The 13,847-nt window shown below is 73.0% G+C and carries 6 protein-coding genes; 3 read left to right on the forward strand and 3 right to left on the reverse strand.

The annotated features are described in order from the left end of the window. Positions 1-31 precede the first annotated feature (31 nt). Positions 32-553, forward strand: a complete 522-nt coding sequence (locus BN39_RS09135) for a DUF664 domain-containing protein (RefSeq protein WP_019202085.1) — start codon at positions 32-34, stop codon at positions 551-553. 11 nt (positions 554-564) lie between these two features. Here the strand turns inward: BN39_RS09135 and BN39_RS09140 are convergent, their stop codons facing one another. Next, positions 565-1,776 (reverse strand): CdaR family transcriptional regulator, encoded by a 1,212-nt coding sequence (locus BN39_RS09140; protein WP_019202086.1) that lies wholly within the window; start codon positions 1,774-1,776, stop codon positions 565-567. Between the two features lie 126 nt (positions 1,777-1,902). Here BN39_RS09140 and BN39_RS09145 point away from each other — a divergent pair, with 126 nt between their 5' ends. Further along, positions 1,903-3,324, forward strand: a complete 1,422-nt coding sequence (locus BN39_RS09145; RefSeq protein ID WP_019202087.1) for an aldehyde dehydrogenase family protein — start codon at positions 1,903-1,905, stop codon at positions 3,322-3,324. Positions 3,325-3,367: 43 nt separating this feature from the next. Continuing rightward, positions 3,368-5,338, forward strand: a complete 1,971-nt coding sequence (locus BN39_RS09150) for a GMC family oxidoreductase N-terminal domain-containing protein (protein WP_019202088.1) — start codon at positions 3,368-3,370, stop codon at positions 5,336-5,338. An 88-nt stretch (positions 5,339-5,426) separates the two neighbouring features. Here the strand turns inward: BN39_RS09150 and BN39_RS09155 are convergent, their stop codons facing one another. Next, on the reverse strand, positions 5,427-6,353 hold the full coding sequence (locus tag BN39_RS09155) for an LLM class F420-dependent oxidoreductase (protein WP_019202089.1): 927 nt from the start codon (positions 6,351-6,353) through the stop codon (positions 5,427-5,429). A gap of 43 nt (positions 6,354-6,396) precedes the next feature. Beyond that, positions 6,397-13,788, reverse strand: coding sequence for a non-ribosomal peptide synthetase (locus BN39_RS09160; RefSeq protein WP_237741679.1), 7,392 nt, complete (start codon positions 13,786-13,788; stop codon positions 6,397-6,399). Between the last annotated feature and the right edge of the window lie 59 nt (positions 13,789-13,847).

Below are 13,847 nucleotides of genomic sequence, written 5' to 3' on the forward strand. Positions count from 1 at the left end.
CGGCGCGGGCAGGAGGGGTACCGTCGGAATCATGGACGCCACCGACACCACCGCAGCCCGCGAGCTCCTCCAGGATTCCTTCGCGCGCATCCTCGAGCACGCGGAGGACGTGACGGAGGGGCTGACGGCGGACATCGCGGACCGTCGGATCACCCCGAACGCCAACACGATCGCGTGGCTGGTGTGGCACAGCGCGCGGGTGATCGACGCGCAGCTCGCCCCCATCGCCGGCGTGGAGGAGTCGTGGACGGCGGACGGCTGGTACGAGCGGTTCGGGCTCGACCTGCCGCCGGAGTCCACCGGCTTCGGGCACGACCGCGCCGAGGCCGCCGCCGTGCACGGGAGCGACGCGCTGCTCATCGGCTACTTCCGGGATGTGGACGCGATGGCGCGGCGATACCTGGACCGGGTGACGCCCGAGGAGCTGGCCCGGGTGATCGACGACGCGTGGGACCCGCCGGTCACCGTCGCCGTGCGGCTGGTGAGCATCGTCGACGACTGCGCGCAACACCTCGGTGCCGCGGCCTTCCTCAAGGGCGCACTCGCCTCCTGACGGCAGGCCTCTCAGGCTTCCGGCCCGAAGGTCCTCACCGAGTGCAGGGCCAGTTCCACGTGCACCCGGCGCTGGTCGATCGAGTGCCCCAGTAGCTGTTCCACCTGCCGGATCCGATAGCGAACGGTGTTGGGGTGCAGAACCAGCGCTTCGCCGGCGGCCTTGGCGTCGCCGCCCGCGCCGAGGAAGGCCAGGGCGGTGTCCCGCAGGCGCGCGGCGGAATCCGTGGGCGCGGCCAGCTCTCCGAGTTCCCGGCGGATCAGGGTCTGCGCACCCCCGGGTCCCGCGATCCCGTGCGCCAGGCAGGCCAGCTCCACGTCCCGGTAGGCGACGGTCCGTCGCCCCGTCCGCTGCGCGACCTCCAACGCCGCCGCCGCCTCGGCCTCGCTCCGCCGGAACCCGTCGATACCGGCATGCGCGGTGCCGAGGGCGCAGCGCACCGTCGAAGGGAGTTCCGGCGGATCGGGCGCCGCGGAACCCGCGCTCCAGCAGCGCAGTGACCGCGCACCGGTGCGGAGGGCCAGACGGTGCTCACCACCCACGGCCCGGTGCACCGCGAGGCCCGCGCGCTCGAGATGGCGGTGGACGTCCGCATCGGGCACACCGTCGTCGGCCCACAGGACGTAGGCGGTGTGCAGCGCGTGCACCGGGTAGCCGAGAGCCGCACTGACCTCGCCCGCGTCCACCTCCTGCCCGGACAGCACGGCCTCGACCGCGGCGGCCTGCCGGGCGAGCGCGCCGCGCTGCCACTGCTCGCGCTCGGCGGTGAAGGTGCCGATCATCTCCTCGATCGCGTTGTCCAGCCAGTCCGTGGTGCGCGGCCAGAAGTACAGGAGCACCTCGGAGCGCACCTGCACGTCGTCGATCTCCGCGGCCGTGGTCCCCGTGAACACCTCCCACGCGGCGTTCTGGCCCACCCGGTACACCCCGAGGAGGACCTGGATCTCGAAGCCGCGACGAGCCATCGTCCGCGCCAGGTCGTGCGTCTCCTCCCCGGGGTGCGCGGTGGACGACGTGCGTGTGATCGCCGACAGCACGCCGCGCCAGTGCGCACGGGTGCTCGCGTCGAGTTCGGCGCGCAGCAGGGGCTCGCTCATCGCCGGGATGGCGGCGACGATGGCGTCGTCCACTCTCGCCACCATCGCGTCCAGCGTCTGCTCGTTCTCGGCGTTGCGCGAGAACGCGGTGAGCCACTCGCGCGCCGGAGCGCTCAGGTGGTCCATCGCCGCAGCGTTTTGTTCCGGAGGACAAATCCCGCGTCGGTCTTTGCTCATGACGCCAAGAATATGACGGCCATCACAACTGAGTATAGGAGTGCCGAACAACACAACCGACCGCAGGAGCTCCCGATGATCGACCGCACCAGCCAGTACATCGACGGCCAGTGGCGTCCGTCCACCGGAACCGAGGTCATCGACGTCGTCGACGCCGCCACGGAGGAGGTGATCGCCCGGGTCGCCGCCGGAACCGCCGACGACGCGAACGCCGCGGTCGACGCGGCTCGGGCCGCCTTCGACGACTGGTCCCGCACCCCGCTGGAGGAGCGGATCGGCTTCCTCACCCGCGCCGCGCAGGCGCTGCAGGCCCGCCAGACCGAGATCGCCACCCTGGTGACTCAGGAGGTGGGCATGCCCTTCGCCTACAGCAACGTGGTCCAGGCCGGCCTGCCGGTACAGTCCCTCGTCTCGATCGCCGAGGTCGCGAGCACGTACGCCTTCGAGGAGAACGTCTACAACTCGCTGGTCGTGCGCGAGCCGATCGGCGTGGTCGTCGCGATCACACCGTGGAACTACCCGCTCCACCAGGTGGTCGCGAAGGTCGCTCCCGCGCTGGCCGCGGGCTGCACCGTGGTGCTCAAGCCCAGCGAGGTCGCGCCGCTCACCGCCTTCGTGCTCGCCGAGGTGTTCCACGAGCTGGGCCTGCCGAAGGGCGTGTTCAACGTGGTGACCGGAACCGGGCAGGCCGTCGGCGAGGCACTGGTCGGTCACCCGGAGGTCGACATGGTCTCCCTTACCGGCTCCACCGGCGCCGGCCGCCGTATCGGTGAGGTGGCCGCGCAGACCATCAAGAAGGTCGCGCTCGAGCTCGGCGGCAAGTCCCCGCTGGTGATCCTCGACGACGCCGACCTCGTCGAGGCGGTCTCCGCGGGCCTGAACGGCTGCTTCCTCAACTCGGGCCAGACCTGCATCGCGCTCACCCGCATGCTCGTCCCGCGCGCCGCGATGCCGCAGGTCGAGGCGATCGCGGCGGCCGGCGTCGAGCAGATCCGCGTCGGCGGGCCCTTCGAACCCGAGACCGTGCTCGGCCCGTTGGTCTCCGCACAGCAGCGGGACCGGGTGGTCGGGTACATCGAGCGGGGCGTCGCCGACGGTGCGCGCCTCGTGGCGGGCGGCCCGACCCCGCCGGACGGCCTCGAGCGCGGCTTCTTCGTGCGGCCCACCGTCTTCACCGACGTCTCCGAGGACATGGCGATCGTGCGCGAGGAGATCTTCGGGCCCGTCCTCGTGATCCAGGCGTACGACGACGAGGAGGAGGCGATCCGTCTCGCCAACGACACCCCGTACGGCCTCAACGCCGCGGTCTTCTCCGCGGACCGCGATCGCGCGGTGGCGGTGGCCCGCCGGATCCGGGCGGGGCAGGTGCAGATCAACGACGGTGCCTTCAACATCCACGCCCCGTTCGGGGGGTACAAGCAGTCGGGCAACGGCCGGGAGTTCGGCGCGTGGGGCCTCGACGACTACCTCGAGACCAAGTCGATGCAGCTGCCCTGAGCGCGCATCCGACCCACGCCCACCCATCCTGAGAGGACCCATCATGACCTTCGAATTCGATGCGCGCCAGCGCAAGACGCTCACCGCCGTGGTCGACACCTTCGTCGCCTCGGTGCCCCGCGAGGACGACCCGACCGGCTTCTGGGCCGTCAAGGGCAGCGACCTGCAGGTCGACGCCGCCGTCGAGCAGTACCTGCTCGACCACCTTCCCGAGGAGCAGCTGGCGGGTCTCGCCCAGCTGCTCGACACCGCCGCCCTCGTGGGGATGAAGAACCAGCCGCAGGCGATCCGCGAGGTGATCCTCGCGAACCTCTCCGGTATCACGCCGGAGGCGGGCCTCGCCATCGCGAGCCTGTGCCAGCTGTCGACGATGATCGCCTACGGACTCATGGACGATCAGGGCCGCAATCCGCTGTGGGCCGGAATGGGGTATCCGGGGCCGGTGTCCGCGCCGCCCGCGACCCCGAAGACCATCACCACGATCACCCCGGCGGCGGGCGAGACGCTGACCGCGGACGTCGTGATCGTCGGGAGCGGCAGTGGCGGTGGTGTCGCCGCCGCCGAGCTGGCCCGGGCCGGCAAGAAGGTCATCGTGGTGGAGGGCGGCTCGTATCGCAACGAGGCCGACTTCGTGCAGAACGAGCTCTTCGCGTACCAGACCCTGTTCCTGCGCGGCGGCTTCTTCCCGACGGCCGACGGCACCGTGATGCTCGCGGCGGGCGCCACCGTCGGCGGCGGGAGCACGGTGAACTGGTCCAACTCGCTCCGAACCCCCGACGTGGTGCGCAAGGAGTGGGCCGACGCCGGCCTCGAGGACGCCCTCGGCCCCGAGTTCGACGAGCACCTCGACGCGGTCTTCTCGCGGATGGGCTGCAACAGTGAGGTCGCCACGCAGAACGGTCCGCACCGGATGCTCGCGGCCGGGGCGGCGGGACTGGGCTACTCCTACCGGCTCGCCGACCTCAACGTGAACCCGGACCGCTACGACGTGGTGCGCAGCGCCTACAGCGGCATGGGGGATCAGACCGGCGCCAAGAACGGCACGATGCGCACGTTCCTGCAGGACGCCTCCGACGCGGGCGCCCGCCTGCTGCCGAACACCCGGATCGCCACCGTCACCACCGTGGATGCGGCCGACGGTACGCGCACCACCACCGGGGTGGAGGGCGTGCACACCGATCCCGCCACGGGCGCGCAGACGCCGGTGCGGATCGAGGCTCCCACCGTGGTCGTGGCCGCCGGCAGCCTGGAGACACCGGCGCTCCTGCTGCGCTCCGGCATCGGCGGCCCCGCCGTCGGGCAGAGCCTACGCCTGCACCCCGCGACGCTGGTGAGCGGCATCTACGACGAGCCGATGGCGCCGTGGGAGGGACCGGCGATGGCCGGTGTGATGAACGAGTTCGCCGATGCCGATTCGGGTTACGGCTTCCTCATCGAATGCGTGCAGCACCTGCCGGGGCTGTTCGCCAGCATCGTGCCCTGGCTGGGCGGCGAGCGGCACAAGGAGCTGGCCGCGCAGTACGGCAACCGCGCCGATTGGGTGGTGCTGGTCAAGGACCGCGGCACCGGCACCGTCACCATCGGCCCCGACGGCGAGGCCGTGCACACCTACCCCTTCGACGACGAGCTGGACCGCAAGCACCTGCGCGAGGGCATCGCGACCTCGATCCGGATGCAGGAGGCGGCGGGCGCCGAGCAGATCTACCTCTCCGGCCAGCGCTTCGAGCCCTGGACCCGCGGCGACGATCTGGAGGCCTACATCGCGCAGGTGAACGAGATCCCGATCGGCCCCGGCGGCACGCCGGTGTTCAGCGCGCACCAGATGTGCAGTGCCCCGCTGGGCGCGGATCCGGCCACCTCGGTGGCGAACCCGTCCGGGGAGCTGCACGACACCCGCGGCGTGTGGATCGCGGACGCCAGCGGCATGCCCACCTGCTCCGGCGTGAACCCGATGATCACCACGATGGCGCTGGCGCACCGCACCGCGACCAACCTCCTGGCTGCGAACGCCTGACCGCCCGTACCGAAACCGGCCCGCTGCGCGGTCAGGATGGAAATACTTCCGTCCGACCGCGCAGCGGGCCGATTCGGTGGCGCGGTGCCTAGAGCGAGGCGACCTGTGGCAGCACCTCGGAGCCGATCCACTCGACGTGGTCGAGGTCGCTCTGATCGAGAACCTGCAGGTACGCCCGCGCGGCGCCCGCCTCGGCGAAGGTGCCCAGCTTGTCGACGATCTCGGCGGCGGAGCCGGTGAGTCCGTTCTCCCGGAGCTCGGGCAGCTCTCGGCCGATGGTCGCGGCGCGCCGCGCGACGGTGGCCTCGTCCACCCCGCCGCAGACGACCTGGGCGGCCGACTTGACGATCGACTGCGGATCGCGGCCCGCCGCGACGGCGGCGGCGTCGACCCGCGCCCACACCGCCGCGGCCTCGGTGACAGGCACGAACGGCGTGTTGTACTCGTCGGCGAACCGCGCGGCCAGGGCGGCGCTGCGCTTCTTCCCGGCGCCGCCGAGCACGATCGGGACGTGCTTCTGCGCCGGCTTCGGGAGCGCGGGGGAATCCACCACCGAGAAGTGCTCGCCGCGGAAGGTGTAGGGGCCCTGCGCCTCCCACAGTCCGGTCACGATCTGCAGCGTCTCCTCGAACCGCGCGAAGCGCTCCTTGACGTCCGGGAAGGGAATCGCGTAGGCCTCGTGCTCCTCGGCGAACCAGCCCGCCCCCAGGCCCAGTTCCACACGACCGCCGGACATCTCGTCCACCTGTGCGACCGAGATGGCGAGCGGTCCGGGGAACCGGAACGTCGCCGATGTCACGAGCGTGCCCAACCGGATGGTCTCCGTCTCGCGCCCGATCGCGCCGAGCGTGATCCACGAGTCGGTGGGGCCGGGCGCCCCGTCCACGTTCATCGCCACGTAGTGGTCCGACCGGAAGAACGCCCCGAACCCGGCCGCCTCCGCGGTCCGGGCCACGGCGAGCTGATCCGCATAGGTGGCGCCCTGCTGGGGTTCGACGAAGATGCGTAGCTCCATGCGAACCACTCTGCCCTATCCGGGTCGCGGCGTCAGCGCCGCGTCACCCGCGCTCGGTCACCTGCACCGTCGCCTCCTGGGTCACCGTGGCCACGAGCTCGCCCGCCCGGTCGTAGAAGTGGCCGGTGGACAGCCCACGCCCGCCGCGCGCCACCGGTGAGGCGGTGGCGAACAGGTGGAACGCATCGAACCGCACCGGCCGGTGGAACCACAGCGACTGGTTCAGCGACGCCGCCGCCACCGGGTCGTACCCCCATGACAGCCCGTGCCGCATCACGATCGGGTCCTGCACCGTGATGTCCGACGCCCACGCCAGCGCCGCGTCGTGCAGCACCTGATCGTCGGGGAGTGCACCGTCGGCGCGCATCCACACCCGGTTCCCGGCCGCGCGGTCTCCGCCGCCGTCCCGGCGCACCCACGCCGGATCGGAGGCGAACCGGATGTCGATCGGATGGGAGGCCTCCACGAGCGACGCCAACTCCCGCTCGCGTCCCACGAAGCCCTCCTGGATCCGCGGCAGCCCTTCGGGGTCTGCCGCGCCGGGGGCCGGATCGGCATGCGTGAGCGGGTCCCGCCCGTCCGCCTGGTACGCCAGCGTCATGACGGCGATCACCCGGCCGTCCTGTTCGACGGTGACCTGACGGTTCGCCGCCGTCGGCACGTCCCGCAGGGCGAGCACGCGGTAGGTGAGATCCTCACCCACCGAGCCCAGTTCGACGAAGTGGGTGTGTGCGGCGTGCAGCGGAAGCCCGTCCACGGTGCGCCCCGACGCCACGATCGCCTGCGCGAGGATCTGCCCGCCGAAGGTGTGCACGCCCACTTTGTCCGGGTGCCGACCGCGGAACACCGCGGGGTCGCCGGTGCGGCGGAGGTCGAGGACGGCGAGGAAGTCCTCGAAATCACTGCGGCGCGAGAGCTGAACTTCCGCGCGCTCGGCGCGGGCGGCGATGCCCTCCACGGTGCGCCCGTCCACGACGTCCCGGGGGCTCAGGGTCCAGCCCCGGCGCCGGGCCCGCGACACCACCTGCAGCGACATCAGCGAATCGCCGCCCAGTGCGGTGAAATCGTCGCCCAGGCGCACCTCGTCGGAGGCCAGGACCTCGCGGACGATCCGCAGCACGGCCTCCTCCGCCTCGCCCGACGGTGCGCGGTCCGCTCCGGTGTTCGCGACCGCGGGCGCCGGGAGCGCCTCGCGGTCCAGCTTTCCGGTGGGCGCCAAGGGGAACCGGTCGAGAAGCACGTACGCCACCGGCACCATGTGATCCGGGAGTCGCTCGGCCGCAGCGGCCCGGACCGCGTCCACGTCCGGTTCGGCGCCGTCGGACGGGACCAGGTAGGCCACCAGCCGGCGCTCGCCGGGCCGGTCCTCGCGGACCAGCACCGCCGCGGCGCGGACCGAATCCTGTTGCGCCAGGACCGTCTCGATCTCGCCCAGCTCCACCCGCAGGCCGCGGATCTTCACCTGGTGGTCCGCGCGGCCGAGGAACACGAGGTTGCCGTCCTCGCGCCACATCACCCGGTCACCGGTGCGGTACATGCGGGAACCGGCGGGCCCGAACGGATCCGCGACGAACGCGGCCGCGGTGAGGTCCGGCCGGTTCAGGTAGCCGCGTGCCACCGAGGTACCGGCGAGGTACAGCTCGCCGACCGCGCCGACTCCCACCGGGAGCAGCCCGTCGTCGAGGACGTACGCGTGCACGTCGGGGTCGGGCCGGCCGATCGGCAACGGCCCGGGATCGGACGGATCGTAGCGCCACGTCACGGCGTTGACCGTGACCTCGGTGGGGCCGTACGCGTTGAACAGTGCTCGGCGTCCCTCGCCCCAGCGGCGCGCCAGGGCGGGGTCGAGCCGCTCGGCGCCCACCACGAAGAACACGTCGTCGGGCACGGTGCGGTCGTCGGGCATCGCCGCGAGGAACGACGGTAGCAGGTTGAGGCCCGTGACCCGGTGCCGTGCAACGTAGTCCAGCAGCTCGTCGCCGGGGAGGCGCACCTCGTCCGGTGCGATGACCGAGGTGCCGCCGGACAGCAACGGACCCAGCATCTGCCAGACCGCCACGTCGAATCCGGTGGAGGCGAACTGCAGGTACCGCTCGCCGGGCCGCATCCCCACGACCTCCTCCTGGAGGGAGATCAGATCGGGCAGGCCGCGGTGCGATACCGCGACGCCCTTGGGCCGGCCCGTGGTGCCCGAGGTGTAGATCACGTAGGCGAGCGCATCGGGGGTGAGGCGCCCGCGGGCCTCCGCGGGATCGCCGGGGTCGGTCGCGCCCGGCTCGTACCGCAGGTGCAGCGGCTCCGACACCACGCCGTCCGGCAGCAGCTCGCGTGCCGTTCCGCTGGTGATCACCACGCCGGGGTCGGCGTCGGAGAGCATGTACCGCAACCGGTCCGCGGGATATGTGGGGTCGAGGGGCAGGTACACGGCCCCGGCCTTGAGAACGCCCAGCAGCGCGATGGTCATCTCCACGTCGCGCTCGGCGAACACCGCCACCACGTCCTGCGGCGCCGTGCCGCGCCGGATCAGGTCGCGCGCCAGCCCGTTCGCCGCGCCGTCGAGTTCGGCGTAGGTCAGGGACCGGTCCCGGCACACCAGAGCCTCCCGGTCCGGGGTGCGCCGCGCCCACAGCGCGAACTCGTCGAGCACCGGGTTGCGACGGTGGGTCGACGGTACGCGGCCCAGCGCGAGCACGCCCTCCTCGTCCGCGCGGGGCAGGTGCCGCAGCCGGCCCACAGGGAGGTCCGGCGCCTCGATCATCGACTCGAGCAGCCGCAACAGCCATCGGCCGTAATCGCGGACCGTCGCCTCGTCGAGGAGTTCCGGGCGGTAACCGAATCCGATGCGCAGGTCCTCGCCCGGCAGCACGATCAGGGTGAGCGGATAGTGGGTGGCGTCGGCGATGTCGACGCCGGTGAGGTCGAGGTCGGTGGTGATCGACTCGACGTGCCGGTCCGACATCGGGAAGTTCTCGGTGACGACCATGGTGTCGAACAGGTCGCCCACCGCCGCCTGCCGGGTGATCTCCGCGAGGCCCACGTGGTGGTGGTCGGCCACGGCCAGCGCGCGGCGGTGCACGTCCGCCACGAGATCCGCGGCCCTGGTCGCGGGCGTGAAGCGCACGCGCACCACGATCGTGTTCCCGAGCTGGCCCACCATGCCGCCGACCCGGTCCACCTCCACGGGACGACCGGACACGGGGCAGCCGAACGTGACGTCCCGGCGATCGGTGAGGCGGCCGAGCAGCACGCCCCACGCGGCGTGCAGCACACCGGTCAGGGTCGCGCCCCGGGACCGGGCGAAATCCTCCACCCGCCGGGTGAACTCGGCGCCGAAGTCCACGTACACCCGCTCCTGCGCCCGCGCGGGCCCGGCCGGCCGGGTGGGCGCCAGGTGGGTGCCCGCGTCGATCCCGTCGAGCTCCGTGCGCCACGCGTCGAGCGAGGCCTCCCGGTCCTGCGCGGCGGCCCAGCGGAAGTACTCACCGAGCGGCTCCGGAACGGGTGCAGCGGGTCCTCCGCCGAGTTCGGCGTACAGCGCGAGCAGGGTGCGTCCCACGATCGGCATGGACCAGCCGTCGAGCAGGCTGTGGTGGTTGGTGATCGCGAGGCGATGCGTGCTTTCACCGGTGCGGCACAACAGGAACCGGATCAACGGCGGCGTCATGGGATCGAATCCCCGGCCCCTGTCCTCGGCAGCGGCGCGGGCGAAGGCCTCCGCGGGATCCGCGGCCGCCGTGAGATCCAGCGCGCGGAACTCCGGTTCGGCGCCCTCCTCGGCGGTCGGGATCACCTGGATCACGTCGTCGCCGAGATCGCCCTCGACCGCCGCGAGGTACGCGCGGAGCGCGGGCGTCCGGCGGAGCAGTTCTCCTGCGGCTCGCCGCATCCGGTCGGGATCGACGGTGCCCCGGAGGTGGGTCGCCGCCTGCACGACGTACGCGCCGTCATCGTCGTCCCGGGCCACCATCGACTGATAGGCGAGCCCCACCTGGAGAGGGGTGGCGGGCAGCAGGTCGGCCACCCCGCGGCCGGCCTGCAGCACGTCGAGTTCGGCCTGAGAGAGGTCGACGAGGGGTACGTCCGACGGGGTGAGCCCGCCCCTCCGGCCGTCCAGCGACCGCGCGTGCGCCGCGAGCGCGTCGACGGCCCGCGTCCAGTGCGCCTGGAGGCGGAGCACATCGTCGTCGCCGAGGATCTCCGACGCCGCCGTCCACTCGATGCGCAGCCCCTGGCCCACGCGGAAGCAGTTGAGCGCCACAACCTGTTCGAGCGTCTTGCCGGGCGGGTCGATGAGTCCGAACGGCTCCCGGTCCGGGAGGCGCCATGCCCCGTCGCGGGTCTCGGCGAAGCGGCCGAGGTAGTTGAACACGATGTCCGGTGCGGCCTCGGGGCGCGGGCGTAGGCCGTAGCCGATGCCGCCATCGGGGACGGCCCGCTTGGCCTCCTTGACGGCGCGCAGCAAGCGTCCGGCGGCCGGGCCGCCGCGCAGGGCGTCGGCCAGCTCGGCGGGCGCCCGTACGGCCTCGAGGGGGAGCCGGAGCGGGAACTCGGCGGTGAACCATCCCACGGTGCGGGCGAGATCCGCGCCCGGGGAGAGCGCTTCGCGCCCATGGCCCTCGAGGGTGATCGATGCGGCGGCGGGGACGGCACCGGTCCCGCCGGCGTGGGCGGCGAGGGTCAGGGCCACGGCGGCGAGGAGCACGTCGTCCGTGCCCGCTCGGAACGCCGCGGCGAGGTCGTCGAGGAGCCGCGCGGACTCCGCGGGGGTCTCGGTGTGCGACACCCGTGCAGTGGCGACGGTGTCGATCCGCGTGTCGAGCAGCCGGTCTCCGAGCCGCACGGCGTCCGCCTCCGCGGCATACCACAGTGCCGCCTCCGCTTCGCGTGGTGGCGAGTCCGCCAGGGCCAGGGCATGGCTGCGCCAGCTCGTCGCCGCGCGGGCCACGGGGTCACCGCGATAGGCGGATTCGAGGTCGGGCAGCAGGATCCGCCAGGAGACCCCGTCGACGACGAGGTGGTGCGCGACGATCACGAGCCGGTCCTCCCCGCTGCCGGGCGTGCGGACGAGCTCGGCCAGGATCATCCGGCCGTTGCGCGGGTCGAGCTCCCCGGCGAGCCGCTCGGCGTCGGCGCGGGGGTCCGGGGCCTCGCCGGACCGTACGCCGAGAACCCCTCCGGCCGTGTGCTCCTCGGCCGGGGGAACGGTGAGCGCACCGTCGTCCGAGACGCGGAGGCGGAGCGCGTCGTGCGCGCGCAGCGCGGCGTCGAACGCGGCGGAGAGCCGGTCCTCGTCGAGGCCGGACGGCACGCGCAGCGCCGTCCACTGCGCGTATCCCGCGACGGTGTCGAGATCCGGTGCCGCGTCGAGCAGGGCGCGGGCGACCGGTGGCGGCGGTACGGCGCCGACCGGGCGGTCCTCGAACGCGATCGCGGCCACCGCTTCGGCGCCGCCGGCGAGGGCGGCGAAGGTCTTGCCGGACAGGAAGTCCCGCGGACGTACTTCGAGGCCCTCGGCGCGCAGCGCGCTGCACACCGTGATCGCAGAGATGCTGTCTCCGCCGATGGAGAAGAAGTCGTCGTCGATCGACACCCGGCCGAGGCCGAAGGCCTCGGCCACGACCCGCACCATGATCCGCTCGGGCTCGGTGCGCGGTCCCCGTCCCGCGCTGCTCAGCTGCGGGGCGGGAAGGGCCGCGCGATCGAGCTTCCCGTTGATGGTCACGGGGAGTTCGTCGAGCACGACGACCGCGCCGGGCACCATGTGCTCGGGAAGCCGGTCGGCGAGGTGGGCGCGCACCTCGCCGCCCGTCACGGCGCCGGTCACGTAGCCGACGAGCCGGGCCCGCCCGCCGTCCGTGCGGACGACGGCCGCGGCGGCGGAGACCCCGGGCGCGGTGGCGAGGGCGGCCTCGGCCTCGCCCAGCTCGATCCGGTAGCCGCGGATCTTCACCTGATCGTCGGTGCGACCGAGGTACTCGAACCCGCCGACGGCGCCTCCGACCCAGCGCACCCGGTCGCCCGTGCGGTACATCCGGGATCCGGGTTCCCCGTACGGGTTCGCCACGAACCGCTCGGCGGTGACGCCGGGGAGGCCGAGGTAGCCGCGAGCCAGGTGCGGCCCCGCGAGGTACAGCTCGCCGGTCTCGCCCTCGGGGACGGGTGCGAGGGCCCCATCGAGGACCATCGCGGTGGTGCCGGTCACGGCCCTGCCGATCGTCGGCGCCGCGCCGGTGACGACGCCCGCCGTGGCGTCCACCGCGGCCTCGGTGGGGCCGTACAGGTTCAGCGTGGGGACGCCGCTCTCGGCCACCGTGCGCCACAGCGACGCGGGCGTCGCCTCCCCGCCGAGGAGGAGCAGGGCGGGCGGGTGCGCGGAGGTGAGGAGCCCGGCGTCGATGAGCGGCTGCACCATGGACGGCGTGGTGTCGACGACGTCGATCCGGTCCTGCGCGTACGCGGCCGCGAGAGCCTCGGCGTCCCGGCTCAGCGCCGTGTCGTAGAGGTGCAGTTCGTGACCGTCGAGCAGCCACAGGAGCTGGTCGAGTGAGGCGTCGAAGGAGAACGAGTAGGTGTGCGCGGTGCGCAGGTACCCGGCCCGGGAGGCGCGCGGCTGCAGCGTTCTCCGGTGGTGCCGCAGCAGGCTCGCGAGTCCGCCCGCGCGGCCCAGCACGCCCTTGGGCTTCCCCGTCGATCCGGAGGTGTGGATGACGTAGGCGAGGTGCTCGGGATGCCGCGGGGCCGAGAGCTCCTCCGGCGATAGGGGATCGGGGTTCAGGGCGGCGAGGGACGTGACGGTCTCCGCGGCGTCGATCACCAAGGGATCGTCGCCGACCCAGGCCTCGGCGGCGTATGCGGCGACCGTGAGCACGACGCGTGGCCGCACGTCGTCGACCAGGCCGCGGAGCCGGGCCTCGGGGTAGGCCGGATCCAGCGCCGTGTACGCGGCGCCGGCGTCGAGGACGGCGAGGATCGCGACCACCAGATCGGTCGATCGTGGAAGTGCCAGGGCCACCACGTCGTCCGCCCCCACGCCGTGCCGTCGCAGCAACCGGGCGAGGCGGTGCACGCGGGCGCCGAGCTCGCCGGCCGTGAGGCGGGCCTCCCCGGCGACGAGGGCCGTCGCGTCCGGGCGTGCGGAGGCGAGCGCGGCGAGCGCGTCCGGAACCGACTGGAGCGGACCGTCGCCGGGCGTGTGCCACGCGGCGAGCAGGACCGCGGCGGCCGCCTCGTCGAGCAGCGGCACCTGCCCCACCGCGGGACGCTCCGGGGCCGTGAGGGATTCCGCGAGCCGCAGCACCGCGGCGAGCCGGTGATCGACCTGCGCCTGCGTCGCGGTGCGGGCGTCCACCTCGAACCCGAGCAGCAGGCCGCCGTCGGCGGTGGGGATGGCGCTGAGCCCGTAGTCCTCGGGCGGTCCGCCCGCGACGTTGCGCATCACGCCGCGGGACTCCCCGAAGGCGAGGGTGAGATCGAAGGCCTTGAGGTTGATCCCGC

Origin of the sequence: Tsukamurella sp. 1534 (assembly GCF_000312385.1) — a bacterium.
Taxonomy (GTDB): domain Bacteria; phylum Actinomycetota; class Actinomycetes; order Mycobacteriales; family Mycobacteriaceae; genus Tsukamurella.